Below are 16,994 nucleotides of genomic sequence, written 5' to 3'. Positions count from 1 at the left end.
TGAGAAATGATCCATTTTAAACGCGCTATTGTAACAGCTTTGCGAGGTCGTTGACGGTGTCTGCGATGATGTCTGCTTGCCATAGGTCAACGGATTCAGGCTCCTCGATATAGCCATATCGCACCGCGATGGTTTTCATGTTGGCGTTGCGCCCGGCCTCTATGTCTCGCACATGATCGCCTACGTACACCGCTAGGGTGGGGTCTGCGCCGATCTGTGTGCAGGCAAGAAAAAGGGCTTCCGGATGTGGTTTGCGATCGGTGACGTGGTCGGGGCAGACCAGCGATGCGCAGCGTTCTGCTAAGCCTAGAGCCTGAACCAGCGGAGCGGCAAAGCGCACGGGTTTGTTGGTTACAATGCCCCAGGGAATTCCTCGTTGTTCCAAAGACTGAAGCAGGGCGTCCATGCCTTCAAACAGGCAGGTCTCAACGGCGACACCTTCCTCGTAGAGATCCAAAAAGGCGGTGTGTCTGGCAAGGTAATCCGGGTGCTCGGGCTCCAGACCAAAGCCCACCCGAACCATGGCCCGGGCACCGTTGGATACGGATCGGCGAATGTGCTCTGCCGGCAGTGCTGGAAGCCGGTGCTGTTGGCGTAGCTCGTTCAGGCAGCGGATAAAATCCGGCGCTGTGTCGATCAGTGTGCCGTCTAGGTCGAACAGTACGGTTGAGGGTTGTTCAGTCTTCACGGGTGTCTCGGGCGTGCATCAGGTAGTTAACATCCACATCCCGACCCAGTTTGTAAGAGCGGGTAACGGGGTTGTAGGTCATGCCGGTGAGTTCACGTACATCCAGCCCGGCATGGCGCAGGTAATCGGACATTTCCGAGGGGCGGATGAACTTCTTCCACTCATGGGTGCCTTTGGGAACCAAGCTCAAAACGTATTCGGCACCAACAATAGCAAACAGGAAGGATTTCGGGTTGCGATTAATGGTGGAGATAAACAAGTGCCCGCCGGGTTTGAGCAGTGCAGAGCAGGCGTTGATAACCGAACCCGGGTCTGGCACGTGCTCCAGCATTTCCAGGCAGGTAACCGCGTCGTATTGGCCGGCATGCTCTGGGTCGCGGGACAGTTCTTCAACGGTGATTTTCTGGTAATCCACTTGTATCCCGCTTTCCAAACCGTGCAATCGTGCAACGGCCAGTGGCGCTTCGCCCATGTCCAGCCCGGTTACATGGGCGCCACGCAGGGCCATGCCCTCGGATAGCAACCCGCCGCCACAGCCCACATCTACCACTCGTTTACCGGCAAGTGATACACGCTCGTCGATATAGTTCAGGCGCAGCGGGTTGATGTCGTGTAGTGGCTTGAACTCGCTGGTAGGGTCCCACCAGCGACTGGCAAGGGCTTCAAACTTGGCGATTTCGTTATGGTCAACGTTCTGATTTGTCATGTTACGTTCAGCCTGATCCATCTGTCGGAATTCTGTTAGTCGGCTTGTTGTTGGCGGATTTTTTCAGCCCAGCCCTCAACGCGAAGCATAAGATCTGGAACATCAATACGCGTCAGTTTGCCATCCTGTACCTGAGGTACACCGTTAATCCAGCTATGGGTTACTGCCCGGCCATGGTTGCTGTATACAAGGTGCGAAGCGGGGTCGTAAACCGGCTGAATAAACGGATCGCTAAGGTCAACGGCAATAACGTCTGCCAGTTTACCTGCCATGAGTGAGCCTATTTCGTGTTCTCGCCCCAAAGCTTTGGCGCCGTTGAGCGTAGCCATATGAAGGGCGTCATGGGCGCTTAGCGCGGCGGCGTCATTGGCAACCACTTTCGCAACCATAGCGGCGGTGCGGGTTTCGCCAAACATATCCAAGTCGTTATTGCTGGCTGCGCCATCTGTTCCGATTGCTAAGTTAACACCGCCCTTCATCAGCTTCTGCACCGGGCACAGGCCACTGGCAAGCTTAAGGTTGGATTCTGGGCAGTGGATGACGTGCGCCCCTGTGCCTGCAAGCAGGGCAATGTCTGAGTCGCCAATCTGGGTCATGTGAACGCACTGGGTGTTGGCCCCAAGAACGCCAAGCTGAGCGAGTCGCTCAATCGGGCGTTTACCTTGTTTTTCTACGGCTTCTGCCACCTCAAATTCGGTTTCATGCAGATGAATTTGAATCCGTGCGCCTGTGCGTTCTGAGAGTGCAGCGGCATCCATCAAGGGGCCGTCGGATACGGTGTAGGGCGCATGTGGGCCAATTGCAGGCATGATGTAATCGTCGCCTTTCCACGCATCGATCAGCGCCTCGCCTTTGCTCAGGTACTCGTCTGGCCCGGCGCCCCATGCCGTGGGAAAGTCAAGCAGAGGAAAGCATACCTGCGCACGCATGCCGGTATCATGGGCCATTTGGGCCACTATCTCGGGGAAGAAATACATGTCTGAGAAGGTCGTTGTGCCGGTTCTCAGCATTTCTGCCATGGCCAGTTGTGTGCCGTCTGCAATAAACTGCTCGCTGACAAAATGGCCTTCTGCCGGCCAGATATGATTATTCAGCCAGGTCATCAGGGGGAGGTCGTCTGCCATGCCTCTAAACAGCGACATAGCGGCATGGCCATGCATGTTGATCAGCCCGGGCATAACCACGTGGTGGAGCAGGTCAATGGTCTCCCGGGTACGGAATTCGCGATCTGCCTGTGCCACGGGTAACACCGCTGCAATTCTGGCGCCCTGAATGATGACGGCTTGGTGCTCAAGCACGATTCCGGCCGGTTCAATGGGGATCAACCAACGAGCGTTGATGCGAATATCGGCTGCGGTGATGGTGTCTGCCGTCATTAACTCTGCCTTGCGTACCGGCTACGAAGTAGGTTGCACTTAGAAAGTGCTCAAACGCGCCGGACAATGAAATGTAGCCCGTAAGTATAACCGTTATACTGGCTGTTTTCAGCGTCGTGAAACGCGTTATTAGATGTGCCATGAAACGAGAGCCAAGCGATGAATAACCCTACAGAATCTTCTTTTCGTGCCACCGGTACGGTCGCTCTCCGGTGGCAAGGCATCAGCCTGGAACTGCTTGATCAACGCCTGTTGCCGGCTCAGGAGCACTGGATAACCTTGGAAAACGCTTCCGGTGTTGCGCAGAGCATTCAGAACATGGTGGTGCGCGGTGCGCCGGCTATTGGTATTAGCGCGGCTTACGGTGTGGCACTGGCGGCCCGGCATGCCGGAGCTGGAGGCTGGAAAGCTGAAATTAAACAAGCTGTTCATGAATTATCCGCGTCCCGGCCAACCGCTGTTAACCTGTTTTGGGCCTTGCAGCGAATGGAGCGGGTGTTCCACGGTTGTGGCTCACTTCGCGAAGCTCAGGTACGGCTGGCGGATGAGGCGATCGCCATTCATCAGGAAGATCTTGCTGGTAATCTTGCCATGGCCGATCACGCACTTGAGGCCATGGGATTTTTTGCAGACTCTGGCGGCTCTAAGCCTATTTCTGTTCTGACTCATTGCAATACAGGTGCCCTCGCAACCGGTGGATATGGCACGGCGCTAGGTGTTATTCGCCGGCTTCACGAGCAAAAACTGCTGACGCAAGTGTATGCGGATGAAACCCGGCCATGGCTACAAGGCAGTCGCCTTACGGCTTGGGAGTTGATGCGGGAGGGTATTCCAGTGACACTGAATGCAGATGGCGCTGCGGCGGCTATTCTTGCTGCGGGCGAAGTAAGTTGGATCATTGTTGGTGCCGACAGAATTACAGCCAATGGTGATGTGGCTAACAAGATTGGTACATATAGCCTTGCAGTACTGGCGCGTTATCACAATGTTGGGTTTATGGTGGTGGCACCTTCCAGCACCGTGGATATGTCGTTAGAGTCTGGTGCAGAGATTCCCATTGAAGAGCGGGGCGGCACTGAGGTTCGGGAAGTTCGCGGTATTCCGTTGGCACCAGAAGGTGTGTCTGTATTTAATCCGGTATTCGATGTGACGCCCGCAAATCTGATTGACGTAATCGTTACAGAGAGGGGGGCCGTGCGGAACCCGAACAAAACGGCAATGCAGGGGCTATTTGGTTGAGGGCTTGGTTCTGGTTGGAGCCTTGTCGTCAGGCAGCTCGCTTTGTTGTGTTTCAAAGCTGGCGCGGATTTCCTCGACCTGTCTTTCCTGGTCCTCCACAAAGTGCAGTGACATCTCAAAACTATGCCGGGTGAACTCCAGCACCTTGCGAAAGCCTTCATCTGAGAGCGTGCGCGCAGAATCATGGCGGCGGAAAATATTGATGAATTCCCGTTCTCTCTCAAACTGCAGCGGTACTCTAGCCACGCCCCAGTCGTTCAGGACCTGCCACACTTCAGGGTTGTAGTTGCGGGTGGTGCGCATGATAAACGGAATGGGATCGTTCCGGGCTATCAAGGCTGTAAGGCGAAGAATCAGTTCGAAGGAAAGCGTAGCCGTGCCATTTTCAATGGCTTCAAGAACGGACTTGTCGCGAAGGTGGAGCGCCTCGCTCATCTCCGATAGCGTCAGCCCGGCGACTTCCCGGATGTCCTTTAAAGACTGGCCTGCGGCCAGCATGGCGCGGAGTTGATCTTGAGAGTTGATCAACGCGCGGCCGACACGCAAGGAGGTGTCTGTAGCGCGGGCTCCGAAGCGGAATGCTGATCCGGTCAGGCTGGCTAGTCGGTCAATAATGCCTTCTGGGGCTTTTTCTGAAGCGGTGGGTTTGCGTAGCTCATCCACTTCCTCTTGAGAGCGCATGGCATGCAGTGCATCCAACAACATGTCCTGCAGCGCACGCGCTCTGTTCTGGCTTTCTTGTTCGCCGGCTCGCTGTTTGTCGGTCTTCTGAACCACTACCTGGCCTTGGCCTGAGCCGCAAATTGTTGTGGCGTTAGAATGGATGCCATCCGTCGGTCCAGTTCAAGCATGTCTGCCATAATGTCGCCGCCTTCGCGAATCACAAAGTCCAGCTCTTCGTCAGTAGACCCGAGATCTGCAGCCTGCTGATCCTGCCAATCTTCAAGTTCATCCAAAGTCTCAAAAGAATCTTCGCCACGTAGCTCACGACGCGCGTTGGCGATGGTCAGCCTGGTGCGTTCGATTTGTTCCTGCTCAGTGGTGCGCTCATCAAGATTAAGGCTCACGGTCTTCCTTTGGCGCTGCTCTTTCAGGAAATTAATCTCCTGTTGGAGAAGTCTGAACTCCGGGCTACTGGCAAAACGATCCTCATGACGCTTGCGGAGATCCTCGATAATTCCACTAAAATCGAAATATCGGGTGTGTGGAACCGAGTCGATCTGATCCCAGGGTAGGGCATGATCCAGTGCATCTTCACCGATGCGAGTTTTGTCGATACGCGAGGGAATTTCGATATCTGGAATCACGCCCTTATGCTGGGTTGAGCCGCCGGATACACGGTAGAACTTCGATTGGGTGATTTTGAGCTGGCCGTGATTGAGCGGGCGTACGGCTTGTACCGTACCCTTACCAAAGGTTTGAGAACCAACGACTAAGCCGCGGCCATAATCTTGAATCGCGCCAGCAAAAATCTCGGAGGCCGAGGCGCTCATGCGGTTAGTTAGAACCACCAAAGGTCCATCGTAGGAAACAGACGCATCTTCGTCATTCAGAACCTGCACTTCATTACTTGAGTTGCGAATTTGCACGGTAGGGCCGGTGTCGATAAACAGGCCAACTAGATCATTTGCCTCGTGCAGGGCCCCGCCACCGTTGTTACGCAGATCTATTACGAGGCCGTTCACCCCATCTTGCTGCAGTTCTTCAATCAGCTTCCGTACGTCACGGGTAGTGCTCTTGTAATTCGGATCTCCTGCCTGCATGGCGCGGAAATCAGCATAGAACGTAGGAATGGTGATTACACCAACGGTGTATTTTTCGCCATTGCGCTGGAGCTCGATGGTGTCTTTGCTGGCGCTTTGTTCTTCCAGCTTCACTTCATCACGGCTGATGGCAATGGATTTGGTCAGGGTTTCATCGGTCGCGCTAGCAGGTACCACTTCAAGGGTAACCACGGAGTTACGTGGCCCTCGGATAAGATCGACTACCTCATCCAGACGCCAGCCGATCACGTTAACCGGTTTCTCGTCTTCTTGCGCCACGGAGACAATCCTGTCGGCGGGCTTGAGTTGGCCTTGCTTGGAGGCAGGGCCACCCGGAACCAGTCTAACAACTTTGGTGTACTCATTATCCGCCTGAAGAACGGCACCAATACCTTCCAGGGACAGGCTCATATTGATGTTGAAGTTTTCAGACGTGCGTGGTGAAAAATAAGACGTGTGTGGGTCCCACATGCCGGTAAAGGCATTCATGTAGGCCTGAAAGGCATCTTCGCTGCGGGCCTGGTACGCGCGCTTGAGCTGGCCTTCGTAGCGACGCTTTAGAGTGTCCGTAATGGCTTCATCGTCGGTGCCGTTGAGGCGCTGGGCAAGCACCGCATTTTTTATGCGCTTGTTCCACAGTTCATCAAGAGCTTGTTTGTTTGGCTCCCACTTAGTCTCAGAACGATCAAGAAGAATGTTCTCATCGGAGCTGAAGTCTAAATTTTCAATGCCCGCATCAAGAGTCTCAAGGGCAAACTGGAGGCGTTCTATGATGCGCTGCTGAACCAGATTGTAAATGTCAAAACCTGGCTGCAGCTGGCCGGTTTTAAGTGCTGACCCTAAGCGGTTTCTGACTTTGTCGAGCGTCTGAATATCTTTGCCGGTCAAGTAAACGCGCTGGCCATCCAGATAGTTCAGGTAGGCATCAAACACATCGCCCGAAAGTTTGTCGCTGATACCCAGGTCGCGAAAGTGGGTGAACTGCAGTTGCCTGGCAATGAGAATGTTGGCTCGTGCCTGGTCAATCGTTGGTGCGACCGGTGTGTACGCTTGTGCTTCGACCGCTTTTGCCTGCACGCTAAAGGGTGCCGACAGCAGCAGCGCAACAGTGAGCGCTTTGCACACACCCATCCGGCCGGCGTTAAAAGGCGCGTGACGGACAGATGTTTTTTCCGCGATGGTCATATAGACATACCTGACGATGCTGGGTACCCGCCAGACAGATCTGGAATCGGTTAACCCGTGGGCTTATGGATTTATTGTAGGCAAGGGCTACACCCGTTGCTATAGGCACGGCGTATCGGTTCGTGACAATCTGTCCATGAAGATTTCGATCTACTGTGTGAAAGTTTTTATATTTCAAGAGGTTTTGAAAGGATTGAGCAGGGCCAGTAGTGTGGCAGTAGGAGTTGGGCGCGGTCGGTTTTGGGTGTTGTAAATAGAGAATGTGGCGGAGGGGCTGGCCCCTCCGCCACTTCGACATCTCAGACGAACGGCTTTTCCTGCTCTGCATGCTTAAGCAGCAGAGCAGGCGGAGCAAAACGCTCTCCGTGAGCTGCAGCCAGTTCTTTGGCTCGCTCGGTAAACGCTCTCACGCCGTACTGGTTAATAAACTGTATGGCACCTCCAGTCCAGGGTGCGTACCCAATACCGAAAATGCTGCCGATGTTGGCATCTTCTACGGTACGCAATACGCCTTCTTCCAGGCAGCGAACGGTTTCGATGGCCTGAATGAACAGGATTCGGTCTTTCAGATCCTGAAGTTTCACTTGGCTGGCTTTTTCTTGATTCACATAGCGAGCTTCAAGCTCTGGCCAGAAGTGTTTCTTGCCCTTGGCTGGGTACTCATAGAAGCCGGCACCAGCTGCTTTGCCTTTGCGGCCGTGGTCGTTAACCATCTGGTCGATAATGGCTTCTGCGGGATGTGACGTCCAGGTACCGCCAGCTGCCTCAACATCCTTTTTGCTTTGATCGCGAACGTGTTGCATCAGAGTCAGGCTGACTTCATCGCTGATTGTCAGAGGGCCAACCGGCATGCCTGCCAGCAAACCAGCGTTGTCGATACTCGCTGGGTGAATGCCTTCGCCCAGCATGCAGATGCCTTCGTTAACGAAGGTACCGAACACACGGGAGGTGAAGAAGCCACGGCTGTCGTTCACAACCACAGGAATCTTGCCAATCTGCTGAACGTAATCGAACGCTCTGGCCAGTGTCTCATCCGACGTTTGATCGCCAACAATGATCTCTACAAGCATCATCTTGTCTACGGGAGAGAAAAAGTGCAGCCCAATGAAGTTTTCGGGCTTGTCAGAAGCCTTGGCCAACTGGGTGATAGGAATGGTTGAGGTGTTCGACGCAAAAATGCCGTTTTTAACCAGCTTTGGTTCGGCCTCTGCGGTTACTTTTGCTTTCAGGTCGCTGTCTTCAAACACCGCTTCAATAACCAGATCACAACCTTCCAGATCAGCGGCAGAATCTGTGGCTTTGATGCGGCCCAGTACGTCTGCTTTTTTCTCTTCGGTCATGGAACCACGGCTGACTTTTTTCGCCAGCAGGTTTTCAGAGTAGCTCTTGCCTTTCTCAGCACTCTCAAGGGAAATGTCCTTAAGAACCACGTCCATGCCACGGCTGGCAGTGGAATAGGCGATGCCTGCGCCCATCATGCCTGCGCCTAGTACACCAATTTTCTTAAAGGATGCTTTCTCTACGCCTTCTGGCCGGCTGCCCCCGCCATTGATAGTGTTCAGCTGAAACCAGAAAGTGCCAGTCATGTTCTTGGCCACTTGGCCAATAACCAACTCGGCAAAATAGCGGGTTTCGATAAGGCTGCCGTTATCGAAATCTACCTGTGCACCTTCAACAGCCGCAGACATAATGCGCTCTGGTGCTGGGTAGCAGCCTTTGGTTTTCTGTTTCAGCATGGCTGGCGCAATCGCCAGCTTCTGTGCCATGGCTGGGTGATGGGGGGCGCCACCAGGTAGTTTGAAACCTTTCTTGTCCCAAGGCTGCTGGCACTTAGGGTTGGCTTCGATGAAGGCCCTTGCTTTAGCCATCATGTCGTCGACTGAATCGGCCAGTTCATCAATCATGCCGGCTTTCAGTGCCGCTGTAGGACGTAGCTTTTTGCCTTCCATCAACAGCGGGAAAGCCGCTTCCAGGCCAATCATTCTAGGCAGGCGCTGAGTACCGCCGCCGCCGGGCAGAAGGCCAAGCGTTACTTCAGGAAGGCCTAGCTGAATGCTGTTGTTATTCAAGGCGATGCGGTGATGGCAGGCTAGGGCAATTTCATAACCGCCGCCCAACGCCGTGCCGTTGATCGCAGCAACCACCGGCTTACCGCAGGTCTCCAGTGACCGCATCTGGGCTTTCATGCTGTTGACCATATCTTCAAAGGCTTGAGCGTCGTCGCGGGTAACCTTGTGAATTTCGTTCAGGTCGCCACCGGCAAAGAAAGTTTTCTTGGCAGAGGCAACAATAATGCCGCGAATGTTATCCAAGTCGCCCTGAACTTTACTGACCGTCTCATCGAGCGCTTCACGGAACGCCGCGTTCATGGTGTTCGCGGATTGCCCCGGCATGTCGATGGTGAGGATTAGAATTTGATCTGAACCCAGTTCGTAACGGATAGCACTCATAATCGGTTCTCCTTGCAGAAAAAGTGTGGGGTTCAGACCCGCTCAATGATGGTGGCAATGCCCATGCCGCCGCCGACGCACAAAGTCGCCAGGCCAAAGCGCAAATCTCGACGCTCTAACTCATCCAGCAGCGTGCCGACAATCATGGCGCCGGTGGCACCGAGAGGGTGGCCCATGGCGATGGCGCCGCCGTTCACGTTCACTTTTTCATCGGGAACCGAGAGCTCCTTCTGGAAACGCATTACCACGGAGGCAAAGGCTTCGTTTACTTCAAACAGATCAATCTGATCGATCGTCATGCCGGCTTTTTCCAGCGCCTTTCGGGTAGCAGGGGCTGGGCCTGTGAGCATAATGGTGGGATCTGTGCTGGTAACAGCAGTGGCTACGATGCGGGCACGGGGCTTCAAGCCTAGGGCTTTGCCTTTTTCTTCACTGCCGATCAGCATGCAGGTTGCGCCGTCTACCATGCCGGAAGAGTTACCCGCGTGGTGAACGTGGTTGATCGTTTCCACGTAGTGATATTTTTCACGGGCTACGCTATTGAAGCCCATTTGACCCATCATCTGGAAGGAAGGCTTCAGGCCAGAAAGAGATTCTACGGTGGTGTCACCTCTAACGTGCTCATCTCGATCCAGAATAACAACGCCACTCTGGTCGGTAACTGGCACGATGGATTTGGCGAAGTAGTTGTTCTTCCAGGCGTTGGCTGCTTTTTGCTGTGATTTCACCGCGAAACCGTCTACATCTTCACGAGTGAAGCCGTCCAGTGTGGCAACCAAGTCTGCGCCAATGCCTTGGGGCATAAAGCCGGTGTGCAGGTTGGTTTGCGGGTCCATCGCCCAGGCGCCGCCATCAGACCCCATAGGGATGCGGGACATAGACTCAACACCGCCGGCAACAATCATATCTTCCCAGCCAGAGCGGACTTTCATGGCGGCCAGGTTAACGGCTTCAAGACCTGAGGCGCAGAAGCGGTTGAGGGTAACGCCCGATACTTTTTCGTCCCAGTTAGCGGCAAGTGCTGCGGTTTTGGCAATATCTGCACCTTGGTCGCCAACGGCGCTCACGCAGCCGAGAACAATATCGTCTACCTGCGAGGTGTCCAGGTTGTTTCTCTGCTGCAGCGCATTGAGTACAGTGGTTAGCAGTGTAATAGGCTTAACACTGTGCAGTGAACCGTTTTTCTTTCCACGCCCTCTGGGGGTGCGAACCGCATCGAAGATATACGCCTCGGTGGTCATTTTTTGTCCTCTGATGATTGTTGCTTGGGGATTTACTTACAGGAACTGTCACCATAGCCCTTTGATAGCTTTGTAGGTAATGACGCGGCCTGCCAATCGGATTGGCGAAATTGCTCAGAGACAGTGACAGGCGAGATCCCTGCTTCTATGTTTACCGATAGCATTGTGTATTTTTTAGATGCTCTCAAGTGGATTTAGGAGGCAAAAGTCATGTCTTACAGAGATGCCATCGACAACTTTTACGAACGCTTGATAGTAGACGCTATTGATGCGACGAGAGAGCCGGGCGATACCGCAGATTTCTTGACTGACGTTATGTGTGTGGCCTTGAACCGGCTACCTCCCCGTTACTACCGACACACTATTGATATGATGTTTTATCTAGCGGATGAAGAACTCAGGGGTATGAAAGACAAATCCCTGAACGCCGTTGAGGGCGCCAGGGATTTTGTTAGAGAGCATCAGCGGGAGTAGGGCACCGAATGCTTAGTTTTCGATCAGGCTATCCAGTGCATTGTTTAAACGGCTTGCCAGCGATAGGTCTGCACCTCCGTTAGCCGGTTTAACGCACCAACTGGCTACTAGACCCTCCACACTCTGGAGCGAGTTGTCTGTTTTTTCAGTGGATCCCATGCCTTCGGTCAGCCGCTGAACCTGTATTTCCATGCGTTTTTTTTGGTCTTCTTCCGGCGACGGTATGCCGGCAAGTATTTCTGCGCGAATGACGATTTCTTGATCATTCAATTCGCCCAGACCTTCTGCAAGAGCTGACCATTTGCCCGGTAACGTATCCGTTGGTATGTCGTCTTCTGTGCGGGCGAGTACAAGCGCCTGCCATTCAGCGATGCCCGTTTTGAGCTTTTGTGCCGCAATAGCCTTGCTCAACCGCTGCTTTTCTCTCTGGATTTGTTCTCTTATGGTCGCTGACGTTTGCGATGCATCGAGGCCGCGAAGGGCGGTTGCGGCTTGTTCCAGGGCTTGTTCGCCTTGGGTTGAGCTTACGTCTGCAACCTGTTGAAGCACCGCTTCAGCGGCAGTATCGGCTTCCTGCGCCGCTTTCTGCTGTTCCGAACGTTCGGCGTCACGGCGGGCAAATATTTCGTCACAAGCTTTGCGAAATGCCTGCCATAGTTTTCGGTCTTCCCGGTGACGGGTGATTCCGACGGCCTTCCAGTCCGTCTGCAGTGCTTTCGCCTTGTTCATGGCCTCATGCAGAGGATCGTGTGCCGTCAAAGTCTGTGCCTGTTCAACGATTGCCTGCTTCATTGCTTCGTTCTTCTCGCGCTCCTGATCAATGGGCGTCTCGAGCTTTCTAAGCAGATCATCAAACTGCTTCTGTACTTGGCGGTTATCCCGGAACTCTACCGGCCAAGCCGATTTCCATTCCTGGCGGGCGGTCTGCAGAATGTGTTCAACGGCTTTCCAGTCCATCGTGCTCCAGTCTGCCGCATTTACAAAATGTTCCAGTTCGGTGCAGATCGTTTTGCGCTTTTCCAGGTTTGCCTGCTTCAAACCAGACTTGGCTTTGAAGTAAGTTTTGCAAGGCTCATAGGCCTTGTCAGACGCCTGCTTGAAACGTGACCACAATATGCGGTCTGACGAACCGCCCAGTTCCCGCCATTCTTTCTGAAGTTCCTTTATACGCTCGGATTTTGCTTCCGGTTCCGTCGATTGTTCTGCCAGGTTTTCCATCTGCTCACAAAGAGCGATTTGCTTGGGCTCGGTGGCAAATCCTTGCCAGTCAGTCAGCTCCCTAAGTTGGCCGGTAAGTAGCTGCACGCGGGCTTGAAAGCTTTTGCTATGGCGGTGGTCAAGTGCCTTCAAATGTTGCTGTGCCGCTTTCAGAAGCTGCCGGGATTCCTTAAGCTGTTTGGCTTCAAGTGCTTCATCCAGCCTGTCTAGGGTCGCTTTCAGATCATCTGAAGACGCCTGCTGCTGCTTTTGATCGTCACTGCTTTTATTGGTGACAGGTTTCGGTTTGCCAACAAGCTTGCGCGCAGAGTCCAGCAGATCTGGAGCAGGGAAGCCAGTTGGCCAGTTAATCTCTTTCAGCAGATCCGAAGCACGCTGTTGGTCTTCAGGGCTAGCGTCCTGATCCACTACCGTAGAGATAGCGAGTAGTGATTCTTTTGCCTGGCCAATATGGCGGACTGCGTTCATGTAGTTGCGCAGCGTCATCATGGACGCTTCGTAGGCTTTCTGTTGCGACTTTTCAACTTGCGTGTCGCGGGTTGCTTCCAGCCAACGGTTTTCCTGGGTTTTTTGCAGGGCATCCAGTGAGGCCAAAGAGGCAAGTGTCTCAGTGGGCTGATGTTGGAGATTATTCAGGGTCTGGGCCATCAACTCCAAAGTTTCCTCTCTTTGAAGTCGCTGTTCCCGCTGGTGCTTTTCTGTATCCTGAGTTGCCTGTATATCAGTGAGGCGTTCACGACAGCGGTGTGCAGATTCAAGAAACTCGCTTAATTGGTCTGGCGATGCACTGGCTTCCACTGTGGCCCACTGGCTGAGAAGTGTGTCCAGCCGGGCTCCATAGAGTTTTGTGTCGTCGCTTTTTGCTTGGTCGCGGGCGCTACTGATCAGCGAAGCAATGGTTCCGGACACGACTTCTTGTTGGGCTTGCTCTTCGCGTATAACCTGTAGTTTTTGTCGTACCACTTGGTACACGCCTTTGTCCCGCCCTTTGGCCTGCTTTTGCACGCGCTGAAGGAGTTCTGCATCCTGCAGAAGATTGGCGGCTCTGAACCGGATGTCTGCCGTTACCCCCTCGTTAGCCAGGCCCGCTGCGACGTTTTGAGTCGGGCTGGCTTGTAGAGCCTGAAGCTGTTCTTCCCGCAATTCATTTTTTTGCTCTGCTCGTTTGTCCTCTGCTGGCACGGCCGTTGGCTGCGCACGAGCCGGCGTCTTGCGGGTGGGTGCAGCGGGTTTGCGGGATTTGAACAGTTTCTGGAGGAATGCAGCCATGAAGATATCCTTAGGGATTGAAACCAGTCTACGGTGTCGGGCAAAGTAAGCCGGCACCGGCCATCGGCGCTCACCAGAGAGCCGGGTACATATTAAACGCGGGGCTAGTCTAGCGTTTTGTGAGCGTTTCCGGGAAGGGTTGAATGGTAAAACAGGAAAATAGCGATGATCAGGAATACAAGGCGCGCTCGGTGGCCTTGAGATTGCTTGCCCGCCGTGAACATAGCCGGCAGGAGTTAACGCTGAAATTGCGACAGCGCCATCTTGATGGTTCGGTGATCTCGTCGGTTCTGGATGATTATGAGGACAAAGGCTGGTTGGATGACGACCGATTTTCGGATGTGTACGCCCGGCAACGTATTGATCGGGGCTATGGCCCTCTGAAAGTGCTGGCAGAGCTGCAGCAGCGCGGTATACATAGCACTCCGGACTGCCTTGGTGAGCTTGCTGAGGCAGACTGGATTCACAATGCACTTGTGTTGAGAGAAAAACGTTTCGGCCTGTGCGACCTGAGTGACGAATGGGATGAAAAAATGCGTCAGGCTCGTTTTCTTACTCGTCGGGGATTCACTGCTAGCCAGGTGGAGCGGGCGCTTGAGGCTTCAGAGTTCTAGGTGTTAGAGCGTTGGCGGTATCATTCCGAGTTCTGGGGGTATGCCGGCTCGCATGTCACTCCCTTCTTCGTTTAGCGAGTTTTCAGGGTTCTGCTCTAAGCCGACAAACGAGGAGTCTTTGGCGGCTAGCTCTTCCGTCGGCTTCATCATCCGCGCGAGCACGTCATAGTAACGGCGAATATTTTGCACATAGAGGACAGGTTCGTGGCCACGGGCGTACCCATAGCGGGTCTGTTTGTACCATTCTTTCTGAGCCAGCAGCGGTAGAAACTCCTTCACATCCATCCACCTATCCGGGTTTTTACCAGCGCCTTCCGTTAGCCTGCGGGCATCTTCCAGGTGTCCGTAGCCCACGTTGTATGAGGCCAAAGCAAACCAGGTGCGGTCTGGTTCTGCGATGCGTTCAGGAATCTTCTTGTGAACCATGCGGAAATATTTGGCCCCACCCTGAATGCTCTCTTCCGCGTCCAGCCGGTTGTTGATGCCTATGTAGTTTGCGGTGTTGCGCGTAAGCATCATCAACCCACGAACCCCGGTTGGGGAAATGGCATTGGGGCGCCAATGTGACTCTTGATAACCAATGGCAGCAAGTAGGCGCCAGTCCATATTGAATATAGAGGCGTGATCCCGGAATAGGCTCTCGTAGCTGGGCAGCCGGTTTTCTACGTGGTGCATAAATGTGCGTGCGCCTACATAGTTCAAATGATCTAGGTGGCCGTAAAATCTCTCGGAAAGCTGTGCGATGATGCCGTTTGAGTGCACCTTCTTAAGGAATGCCTTTGCTGCACCAACGAGTGAGTCGTCCTGATTTGCCGGGAATAGCCATGCCAGTTCTTTTGCGTCACCAAGAGCAAACCCTTGTTTTACCTGAGGGAAGAACACGTGGTTGAGATCGAGTTCGTTTGACGAGACAACCGCGTAAGACAGTTCACCGGTTTCCACTCGAGCAAGTATGCCTGCAGCATCCAGGCCTGGATGAACTTGCCAGAAAATATCTGGAGTTACGCCAGTGAGAGCCTGAAGCTGATACTCATGATTGCTGTCGGGCACTAAATGAAGGGTCTGCCCGATAAGATCTGTAAGAGCCTTAGGGCGATCTACATCGCGATTGTAAACAACGATTGATTGCGCTTCGATGCCAGTAGGAAGTGCTGTGTACAGGTTTTCGAACAGTGGTTGCGAAGAAAGACCGGCCAGCCCAATGTGCGCAAAATCTCTGGAGAGTACGGACAGAACTTCTGTGTTGTCTTCGGCAACCCGCAGCCGGAGTTTAACGCCAAGTTCTTCGGCGAAGAGTTTGGCTAGCTCGTAGTCATAACCGGTAGGGCCTTCGCGACCCTTATAGTATATGGAGGGCGCAACACGAGTAATTACGTGCAGTACGCCCTCGTTACGGATTTCCTGCAACGTGCTTGGCTGGCTGCATCCGGTGAGGGTCAGCAGAGTTAAGGTCAAGGTGCATGCGAGGAGTGATGTGTAGGCCGTCGCTGTACTGTATGCAGTCAGGATTCTCGGCAAGTCCCTGTTCTCCGTTACCGCTAAATCATCGGGATGCACGTAAAATGGCTAGTAGCATCCGGTGTCTTTCTGGGCGTGGTGTCCATGTCCACGCCCACATGATCCCTGCTGCTGAAACGAGGGTCAATCAAGTTGATCAATAACCATGCAAAATAATGTCAATTGTAGGCCAAGGGAATAACCTTTTCGGCGCTGTATCCCGGCACCGCTTTCAAGTATGATATGCGCCTTCTCAGAATGCACCCGGACTTCCCCGTTTCGCGCGATACAGGTTGATATCATGCTTGAACTTCGCGGCGCACCCGCGCTTTCGCCATTCCGCTCTCATAAACTGTACGCCAGGATTCAGGCCATTGTGCCCGAAGTTGAGCATGTTTATGCTGAATTCATGCACTTTGTGGATATGGAGGGCGCGCTTTCCGATTCCGAGCAGGCCATCCTTGATCGACTTCTAACCTACGGCCCCAGTGTGTCGGCTGAAGAGCCAAACGGCGTGCTCTTCCTCGTTGTGCCGCGCCCGGGAACCCTGTCTCCCTGGTCCAGCAAGGCAACAGATATTGCCCGTAATTGCGGTTTGCGCCAGATTCAGCGCATCGAGCGTGGTACGGCGTTTTATATCAAGTCGAGCAAAAAGCTTAGCCTGGACCAGCGTGAAAAAGTTGCCGCGCTGCTGTACGACCGCATGACTCAGAAAGTCTTCCATGAAATGGGCGGCGCTCAGTTGTTGTTCAGTCATGAAGAGCCGCGTCCTTTGGAGCGCGTGTCTGTATTGGCCGCCGGTCGGAAGGCGCTAGTGGACGCAAACAGGCGCCTTGGCCTTGCGCTGGCTGATGACGAAATCGATTACCTGGTGAAATCGTTTGTCGGTCTTGAACGGGATCCGACTGACGTTGAACTGATGATGTTTGCGCAGGCAAACTCAGAGCACTGTCGCCATAAGATATTTAACGCCTCTTGGGATATAGACGGTGAAGGGCAGGAAAAATCCCTGTTCGCCATGATCCGGAACACCTTTGAGATGAACAGCGAAGGCGTGCTGTCTGCGTACAAGGATAACGCCTCGGTTATTCGCGGCAGCCGTGGCGGTCGCTACTTCCCGGATCCTGTAACCGGCGTTTACGGTTACAATCAGGAAGACATTCACATTCTTATGAAGGTGGAGACTCACAACCACCCGACAGCCATTGCTCCCGCTGCAGGTGCGGCAACCGGTTCTGGTGGTGAAATTCGTGATGAAGGTGCAACGGGCCGTG

At 53.7% G+C, this 16,994-nt stretch carries 12 protein-coding genes and 1 pseudogene; 4 read left to right on the top strand and 9 right to left on the bottom strand.

The genetic code is table 11. The annotated features are described in order from the left end of the window. Positions 1-25: 25 nt before the first annotated feature. Genes ACTH3S_RS09975 through ACTH3S_RS09965 form a run of 3 tightly spaced genes read right to left on the bottom strand, consistent with a single transcriptional unit; the run spans position 26 to position 2,770 of the window. A complete protein-coding gene (locus ACTH3S_RS09975; RefSeq protein WP_441808860.1) occupies positions 26-688 on the bottom strand; it encodes an HAD family hydrolase in 663 nt (220 codons plus the stop codon). Then, positions 678-1,394 (bottom strand): bifunctional 2-polyprenyl-6-hydroxyphenol methylase/3-demethylubiquinol 3-O-methyltransferase UbiG, encoded by a 717-nt coding sequence (gene ubiG / locus ACTH3S_RS09970; protein ID WP_441808859.1) that lies wholly within the window; start codon positions 1,392-1,394, stop codon positions 678-680. Before ubiG ends, ACTH3S_RS09975 begins: the two co-directional genes overlap by 11 nt. 35 nt (positions 1,395-1,429) lie before the next feature. Next, a complete protein-coding gene (locus ACTH3S_RS09965; protein ID WP_441808858.1) occupies positions 1,430-2,770 on the bottom strand; it encodes a TRZ/ATZ family hydrolase in 1,341 nt (446 codons plus the stop codon). A 159-nt stretch (positions 2,771-2,929) separates the two neighbouring features. Here ACTH3S_RS09965 and mtnA point away from each other — a divergent pair, with 159 nt between their 5' ends. Further along, positions 2,930-4,009: an S-methyl-5-thioribose-1-phosphate isomerase gene (gene mtnA / locus ACTH3S_RS09960; protein WP_441808857.1), complete on the top strand. Its 1,080-nt coding sequence runs from the start codon at positions 2,930-2,932 to the stop codon at positions 4,007-4,009. Here mtnA and ACTH3S_RS09955 read toward each other — a convergent pair. The 4 genes from ACTH3S_RS09955 to ACTH3S_RS09940 all read right to left on the bottom strand — a co-directional run bounded on the left by ACTH3S_RS09955 (position 3,998) and on the right by ACTH3S_RS09940 (position 10,648). Further along, complete coding sequence (locus ACTH3S_RS09955; RefSeq protein ID WP_441808856.1) at positions 3,998-4,786, bottom strand: helix-turn-helix domain-containing protein; 789 nt, start codon at positions 4,784-4,786, stop codon at positions 3,998-4,000. The genes mtnA and ACTH3S_RS09955 overlap by 12 nt on opposite strands. Continuing rightward, positions 4,786-6,957: a carboxy terminal-processing peptidase gene (locus ACTH3S_RS09950; RefSeq protein ID WP_441808855.1), complete on the bottom strand. Its 2,172-nt coding sequence runs from the start codon at positions 6,955-6,957 to the stop codon at positions 4,786-4,788. The genes ACTH3S_RS09955 and ACTH3S_RS09950 overlap by 1 nt, the downstream gene beginning before the upstream one ends. A 299-nt stretch (positions 6,958-7,256) precedes the next feature. Further along, positions 7,257-9,407, bottom strand: coding sequence for a 3-hydroxyacyl-CoA dehydrogenase NAD-binding domain-containing protein (locus ACTH3S_RS09945; protein ID WP_441808854.1), 2,151 nt, complete (start codon positions 9,405-9,407; stop codon positions 7,257-7,259). Positions 9,408-9,439: 32 nt separating this feature from the next. Then, positions 9,440-10,648, bottom strand: a complete 1,209-nt coding sequence (locus tag ACTH3S_RS09940) for an acetyl-CoA C-acetyltransferase (protein ID WP_441808853.1) — start codon at positions 10,646-10,648, stop codon at positions 9,440-9,442. A 210-nt stretch (positions 10,649-10,858) separates the two neighbouring features. On the opposite strand from ACTH3S_RS09940, the gene ACTH3S_RS09935 reads away from it, so the two are divergent. After that, positions 10,859-11,122, top strand: a complete 264-nt coding sequence (locus ACTH3S_RS09935; protein ID WP_441808852.1) for a late competence development ComFB family protein — start codon at positions 10,859-10,861, stop codon at positions 11,120-11,122. Between the two features lie 12 nt (positions 11,123-11,134). Here the strand turns inward: ACTH3S_RS09935 and ACTH3S_RS09930 are convergent, their stop codons facing one another. After that, positions 11,135-13,609 (bottom strand): DUF349 domain-containing protein, encoded by a 2,475-nt coding sequence (locus ACTH3S_RS09930; protein ID WP_441808851.1) that lies wholly within the window; start codon positions 13,607-13,609, stop codon positions 11,135-11,137. A 143-nt stretch (positions 13,610-13,752) separates the two neighbouring features. On the opposite strand from ACTH3S_RS09930, the gene ACTH3S_RS09925 reads away from it, so the two are divergent. Then, positions 13,753-14,223: a regulatory protein RecX gene (locus ACTH3S_RS09925; protein WP_441808850.1), complete on the top strand. Its 471-nt coding sequence runs from the start codon at positions 13,753-13,755 to the stop codon at positions 14,221-14,223. 3 nt (positions 14,224-14,226) lie between these two features. On the opposite strand, the gene mltF is transcribed toward ACTH3S_RS09925, so the two are convergent. After that, the gene (gene mltF, locus ACTH3S_RS09920; RefSeq protein ID WP_441808849.1) at positions 14,227-15,741 is read right to left on the bottom strand and encodes a membrane-bound lytic murein transglycosylase MltF; all 1,515 of its coding nucleotides are present in this window, start codon (positions 15,739-15,741) and stop codon (positions 14,227-14,229) included. 280 nt (positions 15,742-16,021) lie between these two features. On the opposite strand from mltF, the pseudogene ACTH3S_RS09915 reads away from it, so the two are divergent. Then, positions 16,022-16,994 (top strand): annotated as a pseudogene (locus ACTH3S_RS09915) (phosphoribosylformylglycinamidine synthase); the annotation flags it as partial.

The sequence above is a fragment of the Marinobacter sp. genome (assembly GCF_052094685.1).
Taxonomy (GTDB): domain Bacteria; phylum Pseudomonadota; class Gammaproteobacteria; order Pseudomonadales; family Oleiphilaceae; genus Marinobacter.
The sequence above is the reverse complement of the archived record's forward strand: the minus strand, read 5'-3'. Positions and strand labels throughout refer to the sequence as shown.